This window comes from Dactylosporangium sp. NBC_01737 (genome assembly GCF_035963215.1).
Lineage (GTDB): Bacteria > Actinomycetota > Actinomycetes > Mycobacteriales > Micromonosporaceae > Dactylosporangium.
This window is the reverse complement of sequence record NZ_CP109153.1, coordinates 2184489-2208732: the sequence shown is the minus strand read 5'-3', so window position 1 is coordinate 2208732 and position 24244 is coordinate 2184489. Positions and strand designations below refer to the sequence as shown.

Below are 24244 nucleotides of genomic sequence, written 5' to 3'. Positions count from 1 at the left end.
GGCCGACGCGCCGGAAAGTGTCGGAGGGTACGGGTAACGTCTTGAGCGTGACTTCAGGTGTGACGGGCGTTCAGCCGCCGACGGCGAAGCAGGTTCCGCACGAGCGGACGCACCACGGCGACACCGTGGTCGACGAATACTTCTGGCTGCAGGACAAGGAAGATCCAGACACGATCGCCTATCTCGAGGCGGAGAACGCCTTCACGACCGCGGCGACGGCGCACCTGGAGAGTCTCCGCGAGACGGCGTTCAACGAGATCAAGTCCCGCACCAAGGAGACCGACCTCTCGGTGCCGACCCGCAAGGGCGGTTTCTGGTATTACACGCGCACCGAAGAGGGCAAGCAGTATGGGATCCACTGCCGCGTCCCGGTCGCCGCGGGCCAGAGCACCCCGCCCGAGATCGGCGACGGCGGCGCCCTGCCCGGCGAGCAGGTCCTGCTCGACGGCAATGAGCTCGCCGGCGACTCCGAGTTCTTCGCGCTGGGCACGTTCGACATCAGCCCCGACGGCCGCCGCCTGGCCTACAGCACCGACTTCGCCGGCGACGAGCGCTTCACGCTGCGCGTCAAGGACCTCGACACCGGTGAGTTGCTGCCCGACACGGTCGAGGACGCGTTCTACGGCTCCGCGTGGTCCGGCGACGGCTCGACGCTGTTCTACATCACCGTCGACGAGGCGTGGCGGCCCAACCGCATCTGGCGGCACGCCATGGGCACCTCCGGCGAGGACGTGATCGTCCACGAGGAGACCGACGAGCGGTTCTGGGTCGGCGTCGACCTCACGCGCTCCGAGCGGTTCATCCTCATCGACATCCACAGCAAGGTCACCAGCGAGGTCCTGGTCATCCCGGCCGACGCCCCGACCAGCCCGCCGGTGTCGATCGCGCCGCGCCGCCAGGGCGTCGAGTATTCGGTGGAGCACCACGGCCACCGGTTCCTGATCCTGCACAACGACGGCGCCGAGGACTTCGCGCTGTCCTACACCTCCGCCGACGCCCCGGGCGCCTGGAACACGCTCATCGAGCACGAGCCCGGCACGCGCCTGCTCGGCGTCGACGCGTTCTCCGGCCACCTGGTCGTCTCGCTGCGCCGCGACGGCCTCACCGGCATCCGGGTCGTGCCGCTGCACGGCGACGCCTCCTATGACATCGCCTTCCCCGAGCCGATCTACTCCGCCGGCCCCGAGGCCAACCTCGAATACGACACCACCTCGTTCCGCCTGCACTACGTCTCGCTCGTCACGCCCGACTCGGTCTTCGACTGCAACCTCGACAGCGGCGAGCTGACGCTGCGCAAGCAGAAGCCCGTCCTGGGCGACTTCGACGCCGCCCGCTACGAGCAGCACCGAGAGTGGGCCCTCGCGGAGGACGGCACCCGCGTCCCGATCTCCATCGTGGCCCGCGCCGGCACCCCCCGCGACGGCTCGGCCCCCGCCGTCCTCTACGGCTACGGCTCCTACGAGGCCTCGATGGACCCCTGGTTCTCCATCCCGCGCCTGTCCCTGCTCGACCGCGGCGTCGTCTTCGCCGTGGCCCACATCCGCGGCGGCGGCGAGATGGGCCGCCGCTGGTATGACGAGGGCAAGCTCCTGGCGAAGAAGAACACGTTCACCGACTTCGTCGCCTCCGCCGAGCACCTCGTCAAGGCCGGCTGGACCTCGTCGGACAAGCTCATCGCCCGCGGCGGCTCCGCCGGCGGCCTGCTCATGGGTGCCGTGGCCAACATCGCCCCGGAGTCCTTCGCCGGCATCGTCGCCCAGGTCCCCTTCGTCGACGCCCTCAACACCATCCTCGACCCGTCGCTCCCCCTGACGGTCACCGAGTGGGAGGAATGGGGCAATCCGCTGGAGGACCCGGAGGTGTATGCGTACATGAAGTCGTACACCCCGTATGAGAACCTCTCCGCCCGCCCCTACCCGGCGATCCTGGCCGTGACCAGCCTCAACGACACCCGCGTCCTGTATCACGAGCCGGCCAAGTGGGTCGCCCGCCTCCGCACCCTCTCCCCCACCTCCGACGTCCTGCTGAAGACGGAGATGGGCGCCGGTCACGGCGGCCCCAGCGGCCGCTACGACGCATGGCGCGAGGAAGCTTTCATCACCGCCTGGGTCCTCGACCGCGTCGGCCTCGCCTGACCACCGCCCCGGCTCCCGAGCGCCAGGCCTGAGCTCACTCGGGCCCGCCTGGCCCCAGCCTGGGCTTACTCAAGCCCAGGCTGGGCACGGGCGTGACCTCACCGGGCCTCGGGCTGGCTCCAGCTCGGGGCCGCGCGCTCGGGCCCCAGACTCGCTCGGGGCCGCGCGCTCGGGGCCGCGCGCTCGATGCCGCTCGCTCGATGCCGCTCGCTCGATGCCGCTCGCTCAAACCCAGGCCCGCTCAGGGCAGCCCGCTCAAACCCAGGCCCGCTCAGGGCAGCCCGCTCAGGGCAGCCCGCTCAGGCAGCCCGCTCAGGCAGCCCGCTCAGGCAGCCCGCTCAGGCAGCCCGCTCAGGCCCAGACCCGCTCGGAGCCGAGTGCGGCTACTTGCCCCCGGAGCACTCCTGCCTGGGTCACATGGGCCGAATTCGCTCGGGGGCTGAGCGCTCGTGCGGACCCCGAGTCCGCACGAGCCGCGTGGAGGCACTGGACCTGTGCCCATTCGGGCTTGCCTCGGTCGCGACCCCGCGCTCGAGGTGCAAGGCGGGACGCGATCGTGCCGCGGAGATCGTTGTCCTCCCTGGTCCGGCCGTCTACTTCGATCACTTTTCCGTGATCACGGAGTTTCGCTGAGCCTTGGGGCACCGCTGAAGAGCGACCGGCAACAGGCGTGCCGTTACACCGGCGTCGGCGGCGCGGCCCAGTTGCTTGGCTGCCATGATCGAAGGACGGCCGTGGCCGTCCGCGCGACCAGCACGCGCCTTCGATCACTCGGAAGATCCACTCCGCGGGGGCGACCGGTAACAGGTCGAGATTGCATTCGCTTCGCACGCCGGACGCGGGCCCGCGGCCGAGCGCCGGCGATCTTTGCGGCACGAGCGCGGCGGGGCGGCGGGATCGGGGCGTTGGTCGGTGGCGGGGGCGGTTGCTGCGTGGGGGTGAAGGTCGGGGGTGGGGATGAGCCGAGGGGATGTCCACAGCGAACTGTCCCCAGCTGTGGATAACGGCGCCGGAGCCTGTGGATGAACACGGCGATGCCTGTGGATAACCACGTGGAGTATGCCGGGGATCCACCTGCGTGTTGCCTGGTGGTCACGCAAGCAGGGGTGACAGGGGTCAATCCGTGTGCGGGTGACGGTGGCGATGCCCACAGGCGTTACCCACAGCCTGTGGATAACTGTCAGTCGGTGAAAAGGGTGGCGGCCAGGCGGGGGTCGATGTTGCCGCCGCTGACGACGGCGACGGTGCGGCCGGCGGGGAGTTCGTCGCGGTGGTGCAGGACGGCGGCGGTGGCGGCGGCGCCGCTGGGTTCGGCGATGAGGCGGCCGCGGCGGGCGAGGACCCGGACCGCGTCGAGGATCTCGTCCTCGGCGACGGTGACGATCGCGTCGAGGTGGGCGGTGAGGTGCGCGAGGGTCAGCTCCGACAGCGGGGTCCGCAGGCCGTCGGCGACGGTGCTGAGCATGCGCTGCTCGGGCCAGATGCGCACGACGCCGGCGGCGAGGCTCTCCGCGGCGTCGGCGGCGACGGCCGGCTCGACGCCGATCACGGCGACGTGCGGGGCGAGGGCCTTGATCGCGGTCGCGACGCCGGAGGAGAGGCCGCCGCCGCCGACGGGGACGACCACGACGTCGACGTTGGAGAGGTCCTCGAAGATCTCAAGGCCGACGGTGCCCTGGCCGGCGATGATGTCGGGGTGGTCGTAGGGCGGGATGAGGGTCATGCCCCGCTCGGCGACGAACTGCTTGGCGACCGTCTCGCGGGAGGCCTGGGGGACGAGGACGACCTCGGCGCCGTAGCCGCGGGTCGCCTCGATCTTCAGCGGGGTCGACACGTCGGGCATGACGACGGTGACGGGGATGCCGAGGGCCCGGCCGGCGTAGGCGAGGGCCTGGCCGTGGTTACCGGAGGAGTGCGTGACCACGCCGGCCTGGCGGTGGTCGAGGTCGAGGCGGTGCAGGGCGTTCGTCGCGCCGCGGAGCTTGAACGCGCCGATCGGTTGGAGGCTTTCGGGCTTCAGCCACAGCTCGTCGGCCCAGGGGCAGGGCAGCAGCGGGGTGCGGACCACGAGGCCGGAGATCCGCGCGGCGGCGTCGCGGATGTCGTCCAGGCGGACGAGGTCTTGCTGGGTGGCGGTCACGGGGTCATCTTGACAGCCCACGGGCATGATCACCCTCCTCGCATCCGGCGAATGAGAGATCCATAACGTCACACATCAGCCGCTGCTGTAGAACCTCGCGGCGCCGGGGTGCAGCGGCACAGGATCGGTGTCCGGGGCGCCCACTTTGTCATAGTTGGCGCCTTCTGGGTGTACGCGGCTGAGCTCGACCTGGTAGTCGAACAGGATCTTCGTCAGGTCGTGGGCCAGCTGCTCGGGCATGTCCGGGGACACCAGCAGGAGGTTGCCGATCACGATGGTGTCGATGTCGGCCGGGGTCTGGTACGCCGACTTGGGCAGCTTGCCGGCGGCATACACCGCGCCGTGCCGGGACGTGAGCGCCCGGTAGACCTCACCGAGCGGCAGCAGTGAGTACTGCCCGGGCGCGCTGGCCAGCAGGTCGGCGATGCCCGGGGTGGGCAGGCCGCCGGTGAAGATGAGCGCGTCGAGGGTGCCGGCCTGCATGCCCTTGGTCGTCTCCGGCAGCGACAGCCGTTCCCGGACGATGTCGGTGTCGGGGTTGAGCCCGCCGGCGGACAGCAGCCGCGCGGCGAACACGTCGGTGCCGGAGCCGGCCGAGCCGGTGGAGACCCGCTTGCCGCGCAGGTCGGCGAACCTGTTGATGCGCGCGCTGTTGCGGACCACGACCTGGGCGTAACTGCGGTACACCTTGGCCAGCGCGACGACCTTTCGCGGCCCGCCGTCGAAGGCGCCCGTACCGGCCACGGCGTCAGCAGCGGTGTCGGCGATGCTGAAGGCGACGTCCATGTCACCGGTCGCGACGCGCTGGATGTTCTCCCCGGAGGCTCCGGTCGCCTCGGCACGCGCCTCGTAGCCGGGGACGTACTTGGTGATCAGGTCGGCGTACCCGCCGCCGAACTGGTAGTACACGCCGGTGGTGTTGCCGGTGGCGATGTAGATCCGCCCGCCGTGCCACAGGCCCGCGCCCGCCCGGGGCGGCGCCGTGGTCGAGCAGCCGGCCAGCAGGACGAGGGTGAGCAGGGCACCCGTGAAACGCCTCACCGCTGCATCGCATCCCGGGGCAGCGGGTCGAGCGCGTCGGCGACCCGGTGGACGAGCATCGCCGTTTCGTAGCCGACCTGACCGAGGTCGCAGCCGGGTGCGGCGAGCACGCCGAGCAGCGCGCGGTCGCCCACCGACATGACGATCATGACGCCGCCGTCCATGTCGACGATGGTCTGGCGGACCTGGCCGGCCTGCATGACGCGGGCCGCGCCGAAGGTGAGGCTGGCCAGGCCGCTGATGACGGCGGAGAGGTGGTCGGCCTGGTCCACCGGCAGGTCGGCGGAGCAGGCCAGGCGCAGGCCGTCGCCGGAGACCGTGATCGCGTGCGCGACATCGGGGACCTGCCGGGCGAAGCTCGCCATGAGCCAGTCGAGCTGGCCCGCGCCGGTCGGGTTCTGAGCGTCTGGCATCGCCATCACTGGTCCTTCTGTCCTGGGGCTGTGCTGTTCGTGCGGCGCGCGGCGGCCGATACGCCCTCCGCGAACGCGGACAGCCGGGACCGGACGACGTCCGGATCGACCGCGTTACTGCGGGTGGGCGGCGGCTGCGGTTCGGTGACTCCGGGTGCGAGCTGCGCTCCGGGGCGGCGGCGGGGCAGGTCGCCCTCGTGCGTCGCGGCGCCTCCGGCGTTGGACAGGACCTCCGGGCGTGGCGGCCAGGCACCGGGTGCGGGCGGGGCCGGTGACGCGAGGAACGGCGGGGCAGGGGTTTCGCCACCGCTGAGATACGGGCGGAACCAGGGTGCGGGCGGCCCGGACGGAACTGGCTGATGGTGTGCGGCCGCGGGCGCCGGACGCTGCAGCGGCAAGGCGGAAGGCGCAACGGACGGCGCAACGGACGACGCAACAGACGGCGCAACAGCAGGCGCGACGGCGGGCTTCGGCGGTTGCTGCGGCACGCGCGGGCGCCCCAGCGGCGCACCGACGGTCGACGGCACGACCACCGGCGGCGGCCCGAACCCGGACGGCCCGAACCCGGGCGAGGCGGACACGGGCACCGCCGAGATCGGCGCTGAGGAGATGGGTGCCGAGGAGATGGGTGCCGAGGAGACCGGCGCCGAGGAGACCGGGGCGGCGGCAAGCGGCGCCGACGAGACCGGCGCGTGCGGGAACGGCAGCGAGGACACCGGCGCCGCGGCCGGCAGTGCGCTGATCCGCTCCAGCGCCCGGTGCGGCAGCGCCACGTAGGCGACCGTGCCGCTGCCGGTGGCGTGCAGCTCGACCCGGATCCGGTGCCGGGCGGCGAGGTGGGACACCACGTGCAGCCCCATCGTGCCGGCCGCGGCGCTGCTCAGCGTCGTCGGCGTGGCCAGCCGCGAGTTGATCTCCGCGAGGCGGCGGGGTGCGATGCCGATGCCGCTGTCGTGCACGCGGATGATCGCCCCGTCGACCGTGGGCCGGGCGTCGACGCGGACCGGGTGCGTCGGGGGCGAGAAGGTCGTCGCGTTCTCCAGCAGCTCGGCCAGCAGGTGCACGAGGTCACCCACGACCGGCCCGGTGATCGCGAGGTCGGCGGGCTGGACCTCGACGCGCTGGAAGTCCTCGATCTCCGACGCGGCGGCCGTGATGACCGCGCCGATGCCGACGGCCTGGGTCGCGGGGCGGCCCGGCTCGCCGCCGGAGAGGACCAGCAGGTTCTCCCCGTTGCGGCGCAGGCGGGCCGCGATGTGGTCCAGGGCGAAGAGGCGGGCCAGCACGTCAGGGTCGGTCTCGTCGCGTTCGAACTCGTCCAGCAGCCGCAGCTGGCGGGTGATGAGGGTACGGATGCGCCGGGCGAGCACCTCGGCCATGCGGGACACGTCGACGCGCAGCTCGGCCTGCTCACCGGCGAGCCGCAGCGCCGTGCGGTGCACGGTGGCGAAGGCGTCGGCGACCTGGCCGATCTCGTCGTTGGTCGCGGCGATGCTGCGGGTCGCCGCCGCGGCCGACGTGCCGCTGGGCAGCGGCGCGCCGGTGGTCACGGAGTGGATGACGTCGGGCAGTTCCTGCCGGGCGACGGTGAGGGCCGCGGCCCGCAGCCGGCGCAGCCGCCGGGCGGTCCGCACGGCGAGGGTGATCGCGATGGCGAGCGCGGCGAGACCGATGACGGCGGTGCCGATGACGGTCGCCCAGGCGCGCTGCTGCGCGGTGACCTCGATCTGCTCGGCGCGGATGTCGAGCCGGTCGGACAGCTCCAGGCGGACGATGTTGAGCCGGCGGATGAAGCCGGACTGCGCCACGAACCAGGTGTCGGCGTCGACCTTCAGCCCGGCCGGGTCCTTCTCGGCGTTGCGGGCGGCGGCGGCGAGCTTGTCGGCCTTGTCGACGTCCAGGCCACGGATCTCGTCGTCGTACACGGTGCGCGCAGCGCCGGTCGCGGCCCGCTGGAACTCCGCGACCCGCTGGTCGCGGGCGCCGCGCAGCTCCGACATCGCGCCGAGGTCGCCGGGTTCGACGGCGCCGCGGGAGAAGACCACGCGCAGCAGGTCACGTTCCAGGGCGGCGAAGTGCTCGACCGCGGCGACGGCGGCGACGGCGCGGGCCGCGTTGGCCAGCTCGACGTCGGCGATCTGGGCCGGCACCGCGTCGGCGATGGCCAACAGCGCCTCGGCGAGGGGGCGGTAGATCGGGTCGGCCATCAGCGAGATCGCGGCGTTGTTGTCGGCGGCCTCGCGGGTGGCGCCGAGCCGGCTGTAGACGTCGCTGACCGCGCGGACGGCCTGGTCGAGCGCCGGCACGGCCTTGACCGCGGCGCGGCTGTCGGCAAGGTAGCGCTTGGCGGCCGCGTCGGTGCGCTGCCGCTGGGCCACGACGAGCGCGACGCCGGACTTGCCGCCACGTTGCCGCAGCGCGGCGGTCTCGGCGACCTCGCGCTCCAGCTCGTGCACGAAGCTCACCGCGCTGGTCGCGGTGGAGGCGAGGGTGCGGGCCTGGACCGCGTCGCGGGCGGCGGTGGTGGCGGTCGCGGCCTGCGCGGTGCTCAGCGCGGCGAGGCCGATCATGGCGACGATGATCGGCGCGAGCAGCTGGGTGCGGACGGACCGCAGCCGGCTGGGCCGGGCGGCGCCGCCGCGACGGTGCCCGGCGACCGACGTGTCAGGCGCGCCCGACCGGCGCTGCCGACCGCCGCTGCCGATCGCACGGGGCGAGTCGGCACCGTTCGCTCGGGAGGAGTTGCTGCCTTCCAACCGTCATCCCCTACCCGTCACAGAGGACACGCGATGTCCGCACGTGCGTGCGGAGAGTGAAGACGAGTGTGCTCCGTTGCCGCGCTGTAGCGGGAAAGGTCGTTAAGGAGCACGAAAGGGCACGCTACTGGAAAGGTGCTGCGCCGATAAGACTTCATTCGCCGAACGGCGGCCGTCACAAGCCAAACGGCCTGCGATTTGCGACTATGCGTGACGGCGGCGTCGCAGTACGACGAAGGCGGCCGCCGCGGCGAGCACGATGACCACGCCGAGCCCGATCCACCCCGACGACCGCCGGCTACCCCCGGTCTTCGCCACCGGGCTCGGGCTTGAGGTTGCCTTAACGCTCGGCTCGGCCGGCGGGGCGCTCTCCGACGCCGGCGGCGCGACGGACCGGCCGGACGGTTCCCGCACCGACGGCACCGGCGACAGCCGGCTCAGGGTCGGCAGCGTCGACGGCGGCGCGCCCGGCTCGAGGATGGCCGGCGGCCCGGGCAGCGGCGGCCCGGGCGGCGGCGACGGCTTGCCGGTCGCCCCGGCCAGCAGCGCGACCAGCAGCAACCCCGCGACGGTGAACGCCTTCACATCGGACAAAACGGCACCGACCGCCCGTTCCTGAGAACTTCGCGCGGCCGGTGTCGTGGTGGTGCCGTTATTCGGGCCGGACGAACACCGAGACGGTCCGCGCCGGGACGGTGAACGTGCCGTGCGCGGCGTCGAATGTGGCCTGCCGCGCGAGGGGGTCGGCCGAGGTCGCCTGGACCGGGTGGAGGGCGAACTGCGCACCGGCGTACCCGCCGACCGTCTGCGTGGCGGCGGTCGCGCCGGCGTTGAAGACCACGACGACGGTGCGGTACCGCGGGTCGAGGCCGCGGGCGTCCAGCGTCATCGTGATCACGCCGGGCGTCGCGGACGTGCCCGACAGCGGGAACGCGACCCGCTGCTGGACCTGGGCGGCGGTGCCGAGGGCGAACGCCGGCGAGCTCGCCCGGATCCGCAGCAGCTCCTGGAAGCGGGCCGCGGCCAGGTCGATCGCCGCGCAGTCCGGTACCAGCGCCGGGTTGGCCAGCAGCGGCTGGGCGTAGGACCACTTGTCCTGGTTGTCGGCGGCCGGTGGCAGGCCCGAGCCGAAGCCGTTGCCGCCGGCGCAGTCCCACCGGATCTGGTTGAACCAGTCGCCGGAGTTGAACGAGTTGCGGTCCAGGGACTTGGAGCGCAGCAGGTCCGAGCCGGTGGTGACGAACCCGGTCCCCTGCCCGAACACCGTCGTGGACAGGGCGAGCACCTGCAGCCTCGCCCGCTGCTCCGCGGTCGTGCCGGGTGGCAGCTTGTAGGCGAGGGCGTCGTAGAGGATCTCGTTGTCGTGCGCGTCGACGTAGGTGACGCCCTCGGCGGGCAGCCTCGTGTACCCGGCGGGTGAGCCGTTGTAGTCGACCTGCGCGCCGGTGACCCGGTGGCCGGTGGAGTCGATGAACTCGTAGGCGGCGAGGTTGCCGGTGAGCCCGACCTGGATCAGGTCCTGGTAGTGCAGCAGCCTCGCCCGCTGCTCGGCGGTGCTGCCGTTGGCGGGGTCGCCGTTGGGCGCGGTGTACAGGCCGGACGCGAACCCCTGGATGCGGGGGTCGCCGTCGAACGGGCCGCCGCCGCGGACCGCGTCACGGAGCCGGTCGTTGAACGTGCCGATCCCGGTCCCGGCCATGTTGGTCTGGGTCGCCTGCACGAAGCGGGCGTCGTTGGCGACCTCGCCGAAGTTCCAGCCCTCGCCGTAGATCAGGATCTTCTTGCCGTCGACGCCGTCCTTGCCGAGGGTCAGCTGGTCCAGGGCGGCCCGCACGGCCAGGATGTTGGCCTTCGGGTGGTGCCCCATGAGGTCGAAGCGGAAGCCGTCGACCTTGTACTGCTTGGCCCACAGCACCACCGAGTCGACGACCAGCTTGCCCATCATCGCGTTCTCCGGCGCGGTGTTGGCGCAGCAGGTCGAGTTGGCCACGGTGCCGTCGTCGAGCAGCCGGTGGTAGTAGCCGGGCACGATCTGGTCCAGGACCGAGTGCGGGTCGGTGCCAGCGGCGGTGGTGTGGTTGTAGACCACGTCCACCACGACCCGCAGGCCGGCGCCGTTGATCCCGGCGACCATCTGGCGGAACTGGTTGATCCGCGGGGTGCCCTGCGGGTCGGTCGCGTAGGAGCCCTCGGGCGTGGAGTAGTGCAACGGGTCGTAGCCCCAGTTGTAGCCGTCCTGCTCCGCGATCTGGGCGATGCAGGCCTGCTGCTGGCTGGAGTCCGGCGGCAGCGCCGCCAGGTCGCACGGCGGCTGCAGCTGGTCGGCCCGCCGCTCCGGGATCGTGGCGATGTCGAAGACCGGCAGCAGGTGCACGTATGAGGTGCCGGCCTGGGCCAGCTCCCGCAGGTGCGTCATGCCCGCCGACTGCGCCTGCGTGAACGCCAGGTACGTGCCGCGCTGGTCCTGCGGCACGGTCGTGTCGGCGACGGAGAAGTCCCGCACGTGCAGTTCCTGGATCTGCGGCCGGGCCGGCGCCGGCGGTTTGCGCACCGCGGACCAGCCGGCGGGCTGCAGCGCCGCGTCGGACAGGTCGACGATCTGGCTGTGGGTCGAGTTCGCGGCCAGGGACACCGAGTACGGGTCAGTCACCGACGCCGTCGTCACCCCCCGCACCGCGGGCTGCCACGCCGTCACCCGGAACCGGTAGTAGCGGCCCTTCCAGCTGCGGTCGCCGACGACGTTCCACACGCCGGTGTGCTCGTCGCGTTTCATCGGTTTCAGCACCGGCTGGGCGGCCGGATCGTCGTAGAACTCGAACACGACGTTCTGCGCCGTCGGCGCCCAGACGCTGACCGTGACGCGGCCGCCCTCGAAGTGCGGGCCGAGCTTCGCACCGACGGCACCCACGTACAGGTCGTCCAGTGCCCCGGCGACCTGCACGGCGCTGGCCTCGGTGACGGTGCCGGCGGCGTCACGCTCGACGACGACGACCTGGCCGCGCAGCGCGGTCGACATCGCCGTGCGGTCACCGGTGACGTGGAACGCCTGATACGCCCACAGGTGCGGGTACTTCGCCCGCTGCGGCTCGGTCAGGCTGCCCGTCGCCCGCATGGCGAGGGCCGTGGCGGTGCCGACGACCTGCCCGTCGACGACCGACAGCCCGCCCGCGGGCGCGGACAGCAGCTCGTAGCTGTGCCCGTCGGTGGGCCCCGCCCGCCAGGCGATGGTGTCGCGGTCGACCCACACCGCCTTGGCCTTCGTCAGGTCCGTGTCGGGGGTGCCCTGCGGCGGGATCGGCAGCAGGTACCGCTCCCGGCCGGACAGGATCCAGACCTCGTGCCCGACCGTGACCAGGTCCAGGGTCTGGTCGCTCGGCAGGTCCTTGGTGTCGCCGTTGTGGACGATGTAGTTGAGCGTGGTCGCGTTGTCGGCGAGGGGTACGCGGAATCTGGCGCCGTAGGCGTCGAAGCCCTCCGGTTGCAGCGGGCCGGCCCACTCTGTCGGGGTGGCCGCGCCGGTCCAGACGTGCAGCCCCCACCCGGTGTAGTCGCCGGCCGGGCGGCGGTAGTGCAGCACCGCGGTGTGCTCGGCGGCGGCGCGGGTCGGGTGGACCGTCGCCTCGCCGGAGCGCACCCACGCCTCGCCCTGCTGGCTCGGCAGGACGGACTGGTCGACGCCGGGGTCCTTCACGTCGCCCTTGTGGACGATGAAGTTGACCGGCTTGCTCGGGTCGCTGACCGGCACGTGCCAGAACGCGCCGTAGGCGTCGGTGCCGTCGGGCTGGCGCGGCGCGCTCCAGTCGGTGCCGGTGCCGGGCGCGAGGCCGTCACCCCACAGGTGCAGGCCCCAACCGGTGTAGTCGCCGTCGGGTCGTCCGTAGTGCACGGCGACGGTGCCGGTGGCCGCGGCCTGGGAGGTGTAGATGGTCGCGTCTCCTTGTTTGAGCCAGATCTCCGGGTGTTTCGTCGGGTCGAGCGAGCGGTCGACGGCGACGTCCTTCACCCCGCCCGAGTCGACCACGAGGAAGCCGACGTTCGCCGCTCCCGGTTTCAGCTTGACCCATGCGAAGCGCCCGTACGAATCCTCCCCGGCGAACGGGGCACCCGCCGGCCACGTCATCGGCGACTCGATGTCGCCCCACGCGTACAGGCTCCACGGCTCGTAACCGCCGGCCGGGCGCTGGTAGTGCACGATCGCGTAGTCGGGCGCGACCGCGCTCGGCGGCGTGCCGACCTTCGCCGTGATCCTCGTCTCGGCGGTGCGACCGGACCCGTCCCGCACGACCGCCTTGTACTCCAGTGCGGTGCCGGCCGGCAGCCCGTCGAGGTCGTGGTAGACGCTGTACGGCGCGGCGTTGTCGGTGCCCAGCAGCTTCCACGGCCCGTTGCCGACCTTCGCGGCGAACGTGACCGCCGACAGCGGGTCGCCGGTGACCTCGGCCTTGACCTCGGCGCGGCCCGGGACCGGCTGCCCGGCGGCGGGCGCGACCAGCTTGACGGTCGGTTTCGCGGCGGGCTTCGCGACGGTGCCGCGCGCCTTGAACACCACGGTGCTCAACGGCGGGACGTCCAGCTGCAGGCCGCCGTCGCCGGCGGACGCGGCGATCCCCCCGCCGGCCGGGTAGATCTTGTCGAAGGTGGTGCTCGCCATCGCGGTCGGCACCGTGACGGTCTGGGTCGTGGTCGCGTTGTTGGTCGCGACCAGGTACTCGACCCGCTGCTTCGGGTCGATCCGGGAGAACGCGAACACGCCCGCGCCCTGCGCCGCGTACCGGGTCAGCTGGATGCCCTGCTTGAGCGCCGGGTGCGCCTGCCGCAGCCGGGCAAGGTCGGCGATCGTGCGGTAGATCGGGTGGGTCTCGTCGTAGTGCGCGGTGGCGTGGGTGGTGTCGGTGCCGAGCAGGTCGTCGTCGAGGTAGTCGGGTGAGACGCTCGGGAACATGTCCTGCCGGGCGTCCTTGTCGCCGCCGGCGCCGGTGAAGCCCTGCTCGTCGCCGGAGTAGACGACCGGCTGCCCGCGGGTGAGGAACATCAGCTCATGGCCGAGCTGGTCGCGGCGCAGGTGGCCGGCCGGGTCGGTGCCGCCGCCGGCGACGAACATGCCGATGCGGCCCATGTCGTGGTTGCCGAGGAAGGTCGGCAGGGTGCCCGCGGTGCTGCCGGCCGAGGTGTACAGGTCGTCCTTGGCGTACACGCCGGCGAGCCCGGCGGCGGACCCGCCCCGCGCCACGTAGTCGGTCGCGGCCTGCTGGAACGGGAAGTCCAGGGTCGCCGGCAGCCGGCCCTTGCGCACGTAGATCGAGTCGAACTCGGGGTCGGCGTCATACACCTCGCCGAACATGAAGAAGCCCGGCTTGGCGACCTTGTCGATGCCCTCCACGAACTGCGGCCAGAAGTCCAGGTTGACGTGCTTGGTGGTGTCGATGCGGTACCCGTCGATGCCGGTGTCCTTGACCCAGTCGGCGTAGATCTTCGTCATGCCGCGGACCACCTCGGGACGCTCGGTCCACAGGTCGTCGAGGCCGAAGAAGTCGCCGTACTCGCTGTTCTCGCCGCTGAACGTGGAGTCGCCGCGGTTGTGGTACATCAGCGGGTCGTTGAGCCACGCCGGCTTCTTCGCCGTCTTGTCCGCCTCGTTGGCGAAGACCGGGGTGTAGGGGAACGACTGCGCGTTCACGGGCGGGAACCCGTTCCGCCCGTCGGCGAACGCCCGGTCGTCGAACTTGTTGCCGGCCGCGTCCTTGTACGGGTAGTCCGTCTTGTTGCGGTACGTGTACTGGTCCTGCGCGTAGCGGATGACGTCGGCGGTGTGGTTGGTGATGACGTCGAGGTAGACCTTGATGCCCCGCCCGTGCGCGAGCCGGATCAGCCGCTTCAGGTCGTCCTTCGTGCCGAAATGCGGGTCGATAGCCGTGAAGTCGGTGGTCCAGTAGCCGTGGTAGCCGGCCGAGATGTCGGCGCCGCTGCCCTGCACCGGCCGGTTCTTCAGCACCGGCGCGAGCCAGATCGCGGTCGTGCCGAGGTGCTCGATGTAGTCGAGCCGGTCGATGACGCCCTTGAGGTCGCCGCCGTGGTAGAAGCCCTTGTCCGCCGGGTCGTAGCCGGTGCTCAACCGGTCGCCGGGCAGGCCGCCGGTGTTGTTGGACGGGTCGCCGTCGGCGAAGCGGTCCGGCAGCACGAAGTAGAACTGCTCGGCGTGCTGCTCGGTGGCACCGGCGAGCAGGCTCGCGATCGACGGCTCACCTTCCCACTGGGGCACGCCGCCCGCGTAGCCGCTCGGCGTCCTCGCCTGGTCCGGCAGCGTGGGGACACTGCCCGGCACCGCGGCCAGCATGGCCACGGCGACACCCGCGGCGGCGATGGTTTGCGTGAGTTTCAGACGCTTCATGGCGGGGCCTCATCATCTCGCGGCAGGCCGTGAACGTATCGACACAGAATGATCGACACAAGGCTTGCCCCGCCACGCGAGGGCTACTTGAGGGAGTCGGTGATGGCCTCGCTGATCTTGCGCAGCTGATCGACCTGCTCCGGGGTGAGCGGGTCGAACAGGTGGGTCCGCACCGCCTCGACATGCCCCGGCGCGGCGGCCTCGATCGCGGCGAACCCGACGTCGGTGAGGTCGGCGAACTGCCCGCGCTTGTCGTCGTCGCAGTCGCGCCGGCGCACCCAGCCGCGGGCCTCGAGCTTGGTGACCGCATGGCTGAGCCGGCTGCGGGAGGAGCGGGTGAGGTCGGCGAGCTCACTCATCCGCCGGGTGCGTCCCGGCGACTCCGACAGCACGACGAGGATCTCGTAGTAGGCGTGCGGCATGCCCGCGTCGTGCTGCAACTCGCGGTCGAGCCGGTCGATGAGTTGCGTCGTGGCGGTGTAGAAAGCACGCCAGGCGAGTTGTTCGTCGGCGTCGAGCCAGCGGGTCGGTGGGCTCACATCGCTCCCTCCAGGAGTTGCCTGCCTGCGCGAAAAGTCTTACTGATCATGCTGGAGAGTGCCAGTTTTTCCGGACGGGGGCGCCATGAAGATCTACGATGGCCAGGTCAACGACTATCTCCGCGCTGTCGAGCAGGCTCTGGACGGCGTGCCTGCCGGCCGTCGCGATGCGCTGCTCGCCGACCTCAGCGACCACATCGCCGCCAAGCTCGCCGACTCCCGGCGGGCGGAGCAGGGCCCGGCAGCCTCTGCCTCGGAGTCCGAGGTGCGCTCCGTGCTGGACCTGCTGGGCGATCCGCACGAGCTGGCCGCCGAGCTCGAAGCCGCCGAACTGGAGGCCGCTGGGGCCGGGGCCGCCGGCGAGGACACCGGTCATGCCACCGCCGCCGGGCCCGCGGTGCCGATCGAGATCAACCCTGGCCGCAAGGTCGGCGCGCTCATCTGGGTCCTCATCACGATCGCCATGGTGTCGCTGCTGTGCGTCGGCGTCGTCCTGACCGGCGTGTTCCTCTTCTTCACCAACCGCTGACCCCTGGACCGCCGCCGCCGCGAACCGCTCGGACACGCCGCGGCCCGTCCCGTTCGAGCGAACCCAGCCCGCCGCAACGCCCGAACGAGCGCCGCCCGACCCGACATCTGAGCAAACCCCGCCCCGTCGCAACACCCGGACGAACGCCGGCCGCAACGTCCGGACAGACGCCCGCCGCAACGCCTGGGCGGACCCCCGGCCGCCGCGATACCCCAGCGAACCCCGCTCGCCGCAGCGCCGGACCGGCGCCCGGACAAACTCCCACCGCAACGTCCGGGCCGAACCTCGGCCGCCGCGATGCCTGAGTGCCGACCGCCTGCCGGCCGGGTGCGGCTGGATGCGGCCGAGCGCTGCGACGCGCTCCCCGCCCGCCCGGCTGCGCCCCGTGCCGCCGCCTGGCGCCCCGGCCGCACCCGTGGTCGTCCCGTCCGGGTGAACCCGTCGGCGACGAACGGGCGCGGGGCCCGGCGAGACCCCGCGACCGCAGCTCGTCACCGACGCCGCCGGGCGGAACGCGCACTGCTGCGCATCCGCCCGGCGACCGCCCGTCCGCGTCGCCCCCTGGCTCCCCATTCGACGCGAACGTGCCGCTGGCTTCGGCCGGAACCAATCGATGCACGGCCATGCATCGTCATCTCCGAACACCCCCCGTGAAGCCGTCTGGCTGGCGGGTCCAGATCAGCGTATCTAGACGTCTAGGTTCGCGCAATTGTTGATTTGAGGAAAGGTGGTCTAGATTTGCCGGGTGCGTGGCCGGCTCTTTCCAGTCGCCGATGGCTGGTATGAATGGCGCCAGGAGCCGCCCCTGGCGCAGGCCGTCCAGGTGCGGGTCAGCGTCGCGACCGGCGGTCGGCTGGTGCTCACCGGCCTGCACATCGACGGCAGCCCCAGCGCCGATCTGCTGCGCGCCATCCCCGTCGGGCGCATCGAGGCCGCCGCCAACGCGCAGCTCGCGGTCGTCCACGAGGCGATCGACACGCCACCGGTGCTCAACCCGCGCCCCCGGCCGGTCGTGCCGCCGGTCGCGGTCGACACCGGGTGGGAGATGGTCGAGCCGGCCCTCGCGGTGGCCCGCGCCGCTCCCGCCGACGGCGCCCGGTCACGCGGGCGCCCCGACGTCTTCTACCGCGAGGTCGCCGACGTCTATCTCGACTTCGCCCAGGACTCCCCGCGACCCGCCTGCGACCTGGCCGATCGGCACGGCGTGCCGGTCAGCACCGCGCATCGGTGGGTGAAGGAGGCCCGCCGGCGTGGGTTCCTGCCGCCGGGCAGGCCGGGCAAGAGCGGCTGAGTGAGCGTGCGGGCATTCGATAGGGTGTACAAGGTGTCGATCGACGCCGCCGTGCGCACCCGGGTGCACCGCCTGCTCACCGACTATCTCGGCGGGCAACCGGTGCCCGCAGACCTGAGCGCGACACCGGCCGCGATCCGCAGCGGCACCGCGGTGGTCTATCTGCGCCTGGTCGCCAACGATCCGCCGTTCGTGCGGGTCTTCTCGCCGCTGCTGCGCCGGCTGGAGTGCTCGCCGCAGCTGCTGTCCGAGCTCAACGAGCTCAACGGCCGGCTCAACTTCGTCCGGCTGTTCTGGCGCGACGACTCCGTCATCGCCTCCTATGAGCTGATGGCCGAGACCCTCGACGCGACGGAGCTGGGCAACGCCTGCGACTGGGTCGCCGACGCCGCCGACTACTACGACGTCCGGCTGCACGATCAGTTCGGCGGCGAGCTGGCGTTCACACCGCCGCCGACGTCCCAGCACCCGGCGGACACGCCCCACGGCAAGATGGAGCGATGAGCAGTCTCCTCGTCTCCACCGTCGGCGGCAGATCCCTCGACGCGCCGGGCGCCGCCCGTTTCGTCTCGACCGACCCGGCCCACCTCGATCAGGTCGTCGCCGAGGTCGCCCTGGCCGACGCCGACACGTTCGTCGCCGCCTGCCGGTCCGCCCGCCGCGCGCAGCGCGACTGGGCCGACGTGCCGGCGCCGGTCCGCGGCCGCGTGATCGCCAACCTCGGCCGCCTCGTGGAGGCCAACTTCGAGGCGCTTGCGGCGCTCGTGACGCGGGAGGTCGGCAAGACGATCGCCGAGGCCCGCGGCGAGGTGCAGGAGATCGTCGACACCTGCGACTTCTTCCTCGGCGAGGGCCGCCGCCTCTACGGGCAGACCGTGCCGAGCGAGATGCCGGACAAGCAGCTGTTCACGTTCCGGGTGCCGGTCGGCGTCACCGCGATCATCACGGCCGGCAACTTTCCCGTCGCGGTGCCCAGCTGGTACCTGGTGCCCGCGCTGCTGTGCGGCAACGCCGTGGTGTGGAAGCCGGCCGAGTACTCCGCCGCCTGCGCCGACGCGTTCGCCCAGCTCATCCGGCGCGCCGGGGTGCCCGACGGGGTGTTCGACGTGATCTTCGCCGACGGTGAGTCGACGTTCGCCGGTCTCGAGCGGGCGCTGTCCGCCGGCCTGGTCGACAAGATCGGGTTCACCGGCTCCTCGGAGGTCGGCGCGCGCATCGGCGAGCTCGCCGGCCGGCACCTGCAGAGCGCCTGCCTGGAGCTCGGCGGCAAGAACCCGATGATCGTCACCGAGGACGCCGACCTGGACCTCGCCGTGCACGGCGCGCTCTTCGCGGGGTTCGGCACCGCCGGGCAGCGCTGCACCTCGCTGGGCACCTTGATCGTGCACGAGGACGTCCTCGAGGCGTTCACCGCGCGGCTCGAGGACGCGGTACGCCGTGCGCCGATCGGCGACCCCACCGACCCGTCGGTGCTCTACGGCCCGCTGATGACGGAGCGGTTCGAGGCGCGGTTCGGTGAGTTCCTCGACTGGGTCGAGGCCCACCACCGGGTGTCGGGCTCGTCCGGCGTCGGCAGGATCGGCGCCGCCAACCCGCGCGACGGGTTCGTCGGCGACCCGGAGGCGGGCCTCTACCACCATCCGGTGCTGGTCCACGGCGTGCGCCCGGAGGACAAGATCTTCCAGCAGGAGACCTTCGGCCCGCTGGTCGGCGTGACCGGCTACGGCACCCTCGACGAGGCGATCGAGCTGGCCGACGCGCCGGGCTACGGGCTGTCCGCGGCGATCTACACCACCGACCCGCGCAAGGCCTTCACGTTCCGGCGCCGCACCCGGGCCGGGATGGTCAGCGTCAACAACTCCACGTCCGGCGCGGAGGCGCACCTGCCGTTCGGCGGCAACGGCAAGTCGGGCAACGGCAGCCGTCAGTCGGGCGTGTGGGTGCTCGACCAGTTCACCCGCTGGCAGTCGATGAACTGGGACTACTCCGGCCGCCTCCAGCGTGCGCAGATGGACACCCTGGAGATCTCGCCGGACCTGGATTATCGGCTCAGTCAATAACAAATCGGATATTTGACGTAAATTCCTCTGTAGGGCCGTCCGCGCTCCGGGTCGGGCGGCCTTCTACGGGGGAACCATGCGATTCCGAAACCACACCATCCGCTGGGTCGCGGTGGCGGCACTCGTCACCTGCGGCGCCGTCGCGGTGCCGCAGACCGCCTTCGCCGCCGAACGGCCGCGTGCCGCGGGCAAGGCCGGCGCCGGCAGGACAACGATCACCACCATCGACGGCAAGGACGTCACGAAGGCCGGGAAGGCGGCGAAGCGCAAGCACGCCAAGGCGGGCCAGAAGGCCACCGCCGCCGAGGGGCCCAAGGCCGGAAAGGCAGGGAAAGCCGGCACCGGCGCCGGGAAGCCCAAGGCCGCGAAGGACAGCACCGGCGCGGGGAGGTCCAAGGCCGCGAAGGCCGGGACCGGCACCTCGAAGGTCCCCACGGCCGGCGCCGCCGCCGACCGGGTCGACTTCGCCCGGCCGCTGACCGTCGCCGCCCCACCCGGCGCGCCGGGTGGGGCGAGCATCGCCACCTGCGCCGAGACCAGCACGATCGCGGCCACCGCGGTCTGGGCGGACGCCACCGTCGACGACCATGAGGACACCACCCTTGACGTGACGCTCACCAGGTCGGACGACTGCGGCAACGCCACCGGCCTCGGCTACGTGATCACGCTGCCGACCGGCCTGTACCGCGCCTACGGCGACGTCGTGAACGACTGCGCCGCGGACCCCGTCACCGGCAGCTCCGGCGACACCACGTTCACCGTCGTCGGCGCGTCGATCCTCGACACCTTCACCACCTGCACGATCAAGTTCCCGGTCAGGAGCCTCACGTCCGGGCTGTTCGTCTTCGACGCCGTGAACTTCACCGCCGTGACCGGCGTGGTCTCGACCAGCCAGACGCCGCAGACGCTGACCGTCCTCAGCGCGCCGGCACGGGTCGTCGCGACATTCGACCCGCCCGCCATCGACGCGTTGACCACGTCGACCTTGACGGTGGCGATGTCCCGTACCGACCAGAACGCCGCCGCCGTGTCCAGCGGACTCGCCTACCAGCTGGACCTGCCTGCCGGGCTCATCCTCGCCGGGGGCGCCACGACCAACGACTGCGGCGGCACCCTCACCGCGACCCCCGGCGCCTCCTTCCTGACGCTCGGCGGCGCCTCGCTGACGGGGTACCCGTCGCTCTGCCAGATCACGGTCCCGGTCACCTCCGGGGCGGCGGACGAGTACAAGCTCCTCGACGCCGCGCTGAGCGTCACGACCGGCGTTCGGGCGGGCCTGGACAGCAACTGCAAGGAGCACGGCCGCACCGAGAAGAGCTGCGAGCCGACGCTGCTGGTGAGCAAGGTGGCGCAGGCGATCACGTTCGACCAGCCGGCGACCGCCCCGGTCTCCCAGAAGACCGTCACGCTCGCCGCGACGGCGTCGTCCGGGCTGGCGGTGACGTACACCAGCTCGACCGGCGGCGTGTGCTCGGTCAGCGGCGGCATCGTCACGCTGCTGACGCCCGGCACCTGCACGATCATCGCCGACCAGGGCGGCAGCACCGCGTATGAGGCCGCGACGCCGGTGACGCGCTCGTTCACCGTCGGCCCGCCCACCGCGACGCCGACCCCGACACCCACGCCGACACCCGCGCCCGACCCGGCGCCGGCACCGGGCCAGGTCGTCGCGACGGCAGGGGTCGCGCAGATCACCGCCTCGTGGCAGCCACCCGCCGACACGTCCGCCGTCACCGGCTACGTCGCGTCGGCGACTCCCGGCGACGCGACCTGCTCGACCGCTTCGGCGTCCGACACGTCGTGCGTGATGGGCGGGGTCGCGGGTGTCACGTACACCGTCACGGTCGTCGCCAAGGGCCCGGGCGGCACCTCGTCGCAGGCGGGACCGTCCAACCCGGTGACCCCGGCGGCGCCGCCGATCAGCACCACGGTGCCCGACACGAACCTGACGCTCACCACCGACAAGGGCATCATCACCACCGCCGCCCCGAGCCAGGACATCGTGGTCATCGGCACGGGCTTCATGCCGTACTCGACCGCGACGATCATCATCTACTCGCTGCCGATCAACCTGGGCAGCGTGGTCACGGACGGCCTCGGCAACTTCAGCAAGCCGGTGAAGGTGCCCGCCGACCTCGTGGTCGGCGGGCATTCGCTGGTCGCGGCGGGGGTCGACCCCGACGGCCAGCCGCACAGCCTGAAGATGGCGATCAAGGTCGCGGCGGCGGCCCCGGCCACCACGCGGCGGCCGGGCTCCGGTTCGCTGCCGGTGACCGGCGCCCCGGCCACGGCGACGGTGCTGCTCGGCTTCGCGGTGACGTTCGCCGGCGGCGGGCTGCTGCTCGCCGGGCGTCCGCGCCGCCGTCGGAGCACCTGACCCACTGCCGCCCTGCGGCACTGCACCACTGTCGCCGCGGCGCTTCACTACTGCCGCCGCCGCGGCGCGCCGACCTGGGACGCCGGCCGATCACGTGCTGATCGGCCGGCGTCCGTGTCTCCGCTCCGCATCGGCGTTCGCTCGGCGCCCGCGGTGCGCTCGGCGCCCGCGGTGACAATCGATGGTCGCGGTGACGGCCGATGGTCAGGCGGCGGCGACCGCGACGGGGACGGGGACCGCGATGCCCCGCCGGGTGCGGAACAGCAGCAGCGACAGAGCCGCCGCGGAGATGGACAGCCCGCCCGCGATGTACCAGGCCAGGTCGTAGTTGCCGAGCCGGTCCCGCAGCAGGCCGGTCGTGGTCGCGGCGATCGCCGCCCCGAACTGGTGCGACGCGAACACCCAGCCGAAGACGACCGGGCCGCTGGCGCCGAAGTACTCCCGGCAGAGCGCGACCGTCGGCGGCACCGTCGCCACCCAGTCCAGGCCGTAGAAGAGGATGAACACCACCATGCTCGGCCTGACGGTCGCCGCGAACAGCACCGGCAGCACCAGCAGCGAGGCGCCGCGCAGCGCGTAGTACCAGCCGAGCAGGATGCGGCTGTCCATGCGGTCGGTGAGCCAGCCCGACGCGATCGTCCCGACGATGTCGAACAGGCCGATGAGCGCGAGCAGCGATGCCGCGACCGGCTCCGTCATGCCGTGGTCGTGGGCGGCGGGGATGAAGTGGGTGCCGATGAGTCCGTTGGTCGTCGCGCCGCAGATCGCGAACCCGCCGGCGAGCAGCCAGAACGCCGGCACCCGGGACGCGTCACGCAGCGCGCCGATCGCCCGCTTGGCCGCGCCGCCGGTCGGTGCCGGTGGAGGCGGGGGGTCCGACGGGTCCGCGCCGTAGGCGGTCACGCCCAGCTCGGACGGGTGGTCACGCAGCCGCCACAGGACCAGCGGCACCACCAGCAGCGCCCCTCCGGCGACCGTCAGCGCCGCCGCGCGCCACCCACGGGCGTCGACCAGCAGCGCCAGCAGCGGCAGGAACACCAGTTGTCCGGCGGCGCCACCGGCGGTCAGTACACCGGTGATCAGGCCACGGCGCTTCACGAACCAGCGACCCGTGATGGTCGCGACGAACGCGAGGGCCATCGAGCCGGTGCCGAGGCCGACCAGCACGCCCCACAGCGCGATGAGCTCCCAGCTGTGCCGCATGAACACGGTGAGCCCGCTGCCTGCGGAGACGAGCAGCAGTGCGTACGCCACCACCCGCCGGATCCCGAAGCGCTCCATGAGCGCGGCCGCGAACGGCGCGGTCAGCCCGAACAGCAGCAGGTTGATCGAGACGGCGAGGGAGATGGTCCCCAGCGACCAGCCGAACTCCTCGTGCAGCGGGTGCAGCATCACGCCGGGCGTCGCGCGGAACCCGGCAGCGCCGACCAGCGCGACGAACGCGACGGCGGCAACCAGCCAGGCAGGGTGGATTCGTTTCACGGAACAATAATCTTGGACTTTGTACGGCCGGGCGAGTGGCCCGACAGCCATAGTGCGCAAGAATCGGGCCATGGAGAAGCTGCCTCTAGCTCCGTCGACTCCAGCACCTGAGCATTTCGTGGCCGTGATCGCGCTGGACGGCGTCGTGGCGTTCGACCTCGGCACCCCGTCCCAGATCTTCGGCGCCGCCCGTGACGACGAGGGCCGCCGCCGGTACCGCATCCAGGTCTGCAGCCCAGGTGGACTGCCGGTGCGCAGCGCGGCCGGATTCCAGGTGCTGCCGGAGCACGGCCTGGAGATCACTTCGGTGGCCGACACGGTGATCGTGGCCGGCATCCACCGTGGCGGCCCGGTCGAGGACGCCAGCATCGAGCCTGCCGTGGCTTCATCGTTGCGGGCCGCCTTGGCCCGCGGCGCCAGAGTCATGTCGATCTGCACCGGCGCGTTCGTGCTGGCCGCCGCCGGCCTGCTCGACGACCGTCCGGCGACCACCCACTGGGGCTGGGCGGAGCAGTTCCGGGCCCTGTACCCGCAGGTCAAGCTCGACCCGGACGTGCTGTTCATCGACGACGGCGACGTGCTCACCTCGGCCGGCGTCGGCGCCGGGATCGACCTGTGCCTGCACGTGGTGCGCACCGACTTCGGCAGTGAGGTCGCCAACCGGGCGGCCCGCCGCAGCGTCGTGCCGCCGTGGCGGGAGGGCGGGCAGGCGCAGTACATCGAGCGACCGCTGCCACGGGTCACCGACACCACCACGGCACCCACCCGGGCGTGGGCGTTGCAGCGGCTGGGCGAGCCGTTGACGCTGCAGGACATGGCCGCGTACGCCACGATGAGTGTGCGCACGTTCACTCGGCGTTTCCGCGAGGAGACCGGGGTGAGCCCGGCCCGGTGGTTGCTGCAGCAGCGGGTCGACCACGCCCGTGGCCTGCTGGAGAGCACCGACCTGGCGGTGGAGCAGATCGCCCGCCGGTCGGGGCTCGGCACGGCCGCGTCACTGCGCCAGCACCTGCAGACCACGATCGGTGTCGCCCCGAGCGCGTACCGTCGCACGTTCCGGGTTGTGCCCGGCGCGCCGGGACGGTAGGCAAGA

Annotated in this window: 15 protein-coding genes; 7 read left to right on the top strand and 8 right to left on the bottom strand. The window is 72.1% G+C overall.

Annotated elements, in window-relative coordinates; genetic code table 11:
- Positions 1 to 59 precede the first annotated feature (59 nt).
- Positions 60 to 2135, top strand: a complete 2076-nt coding sequence (locus OHA72_RS09600; protein ID WP_327011517.1) for a S9 family peptidase — start codon at positions 60 to 62, stop codon at positions 2133 to 2135.
- 1180 nt (positions 2136 to 3315) lie between these two features.
- Here OHA72_RS09600 and OHA72_RS09595 read toward each other — a convergent pair.
- From OHA72_RS09595 to OHA72_RS09565, 7 genes are all read right to left on the bottom strand, one after another.
- Positions 3316 to 4275, bottom strand: coding sequence for a threonine ammonia-lyase (locus tag OHA72_RS09595; RefSeq protein WP_327007485.1), 960 nt, complete (start codon positions 4273 to 4275; stop codon positions 3316 to 3318).
- A 75-nt stretch (positions 4276 to 4350) separates the two neighbouring features.
- Positions 4351 to 5316: a TAXI family TRAP transporter solute-binding subunit gene (locus OHA72_RS09590; protein ID WP_327007484.1), complete on the bottom strand. Its 966-nt coding sequence runs from the start codon at positions 5314 to 5316 to the stop codon at positions 4351 to 4353.
- Positions 5313 to 5735: a roadblock/LC7 domain-containing protein gene (locus OHA72_RS09585; protein ID WP_327007483.1), complete on the bottom strand. Its 423-nt coding sequence runs from the start codon at positions 5733 to 5735 to the stop codon at positions 5313 to 5315. The genes OHA72_RS09590 and OHA72_RS09585 overlap by 4 nt, the downstream gene beginning before the upstream one ends.
- On the bottom strand, positions 5735 to 8485 hold the full coding sequence (locus tag OHA72_RS09580) for a sensor histidine kinase (RefSeq protein ID WP_327007482.1): 2751 nt from the start codon (positions 8483 to 8485) through the stop codon (positions 5735 to 5737). Before OHA72_RS09580 ends, OHA72_RS09585 begins: the two co-directional genes overlap by 1 nt.
- A 204-nt stretch (positions 8486 to 8689) precedes the next feature.
- On the bottom strand, positions 8690 to 9079 hold the full coding sequence (locus OHA72_RS09575) for an LPXTG cell wall anchor domain-containing protein (RefSeq protein WP_327007481.1): 390 nt from the start codon (positions 9077 to 9079) through the stop codon (positions 8690 to 8692).
- A 58-nt stretch (positions 9080 to 9137) separates the two neighbouring features.
- The gene (gene pulA / locus OHA72_RS09570; protein WP_327007480.1) at positions 9138 to 14873 is read right to left on the bottom strand and encodes a pullulanase-type alpha-1,6-glucosidase; all 5736 of its coding nucleotides are present in this window, start codon (positions 14871 to 14873) and stop codon (positions 9138 to 9140) included.
- A gap of 83 nt (positions 14874 to 14956) precedes the next feature.
- Positions 14957 to 15412, bottom strand: a complete 456-nt coding sequence (locus OHA72_RS09565; RefSeq protein ID WP_327007479.1) for a MarR family winged helix-turn-helix transcriptional regulator — start codon at positions 15410 to 15412, stop codon at positions 14957 to 14959.
- Between the two features lie 85 nt (positions 15413 to 15497).
- Between OHA72_RS09565 and OHA72_RS09560 the strand changes: the two genes are divergently transcribed.
- From OHA72_RS09560 to OHA72_RS09540, 5 genes are all read left to right on the top strand, one after another.
- Positions 15498 to 15941 (top strand): HAAS signaling domain-containing protein, encoded by a 444-nt coding sequence (locus OHA72_RS09560; protein WP_327007478.1) that lies wholly within the window; start codon positions 15498 to 15500, stop codon positions 15939 to 15941.
- Between the two features lie 745 nt (positions 15942 to 16686).
- Complete coding sequence (locus OHA72_RS09555) at positions 16687 to 17232, top strand: hypothetical protein (protein WP_327007477.1); 546 nt, start codon at positions 16687 to 16689, stop codon at positions 17230 to 17232.
- Between the two features lie 33 nt (positions 17233 to 17265).
- Positions 17266 to 17736 carry a T3SS (YopN, CesT) and YbjN peptide-binding chaperone 1 gene (locus OHA72_RS09550; protein WP_327007476.1) on the top strand — a complete coding sequence of 157 codons (471 nt, stop codon included), beginning with the start codon at positions 17266 to 17268 and terminating at the stop codon, positions 17734 to 17736.
- The gene (locus OHA72_RS09545; protein WP_327007475.1) at positions 17733 to 19292 is read left to right on the top strand and encodes an aldehyde dehydrogenase family protein; all 1560 of its coding nucleotides are present in this window, start codon (positions 17733 to 17735) and stop codon (positions 19290 to 19292) included. The genes OHA72_RS09550 and OHA72_RS09545 overlap by 4 nt, the downstream gene beginning before the upstream one ends.
- Before the next feature lie 76 nt (positions 19293 to 19368).
- Positions 19369 to 21669: a DUF7933 domain-containing protein gene (locus OHA72_RS09540; protein WP_327007474.1), complete on the top strand. Its 2301-nt coding sequence runs from the start codon at positions 19369 to 19371 to the stop codon at positions 21667 to 21669.
- Positions 21670 to 21873: 204 nt separating this feature from the next.
- Here OHA72_RS09540 and OHA72_RS09535 read toward each other — a convergent pair whose 3' ends face one another.
- The gene (locus OHA72_RS09535) at positions 21874 to 23202 is read right to left on the bottom strand and encodes an MFS transporter (RefSeq protein WP_327007473.1); all 1329 of its coding nucleotides are present in this window, start codon (positions 23200 to 23202) and stop codon (positions 21874 to 21876) included.
- A 19-nt stretch (positions 23203 to 23221) separates the two neighbouring features.
- On the opposite strand from OHA72_RS09535, the gene OHA72_RS09530 reads away from it, so the two are divergent.
- A complete protein-coding gene (locus tag OHA72_RS09530; RefSeq protein WP_327007472.1) occupies positions 23222 to 24238 on the top strand; it encodes a GlxA family transcriptional regulator in 1017 nt (338 codons plus the stop codon).
- Positions 24239 to 24244: the final 6 nt, after the last annotated feature.

What these genes read in the sequence shown, in the direction of transcription:
- OHA72_RS09585 (WP_327007483.1), bottom strand. Translation starts at nt 5,735, where the DNA reads ATGGCGATGCCAGACGCTCAGAACCCGACCGGCGCGGGCCAGCTCGAC.
- pulA (WP_327007480.1), bottom strand. Translation starts at nt 14,873, where the DNA reads ATGAAGCGTCTGAAACTCACGCAAACCATCGCCGCCGCGGGTGTCGCC.
- OHA72_RS09560 (WP_327007478.1), top strand. Translation starts at nt 15,498, where the DNA reads ATGAAGATCTACGATGGCCAGGTCAACGACTATCTCCGCGCTGTCGAG.
- OHA72_RS09545 (WP_327007475.1), top strand. Translation starts at nt 17,733, where the DNA reads ATGAGCAGTCTCCTCGTCTCCACCGTCGGCGGCAGATCCCTCGACGCG.
- OHA72_RS09540 (WP_327007474.1), top strand. Translation starts at nt 19,369, where the DNA reads ATGCGATTCCGAAACCACACCATCCGCTGGGTCGCGGTGGCGGCACTC.
- OHA72_RS09535 (WP_327007473.1), bottom strand. Translation starts at nt 23,202, where the DNA reads ATGGCTGTCGGGCCACTCGCCCGGCCGTACAAAGTCCAAGATTATTGT.
- OHA72_RS09530 (WP_327007472.1), top strand. Translation starts at nt 23,222, where the DNA reads ATGGAGAAGCTGCCTCTAGCTCCGTCGACTCCAGCACCTGAGCATTTC.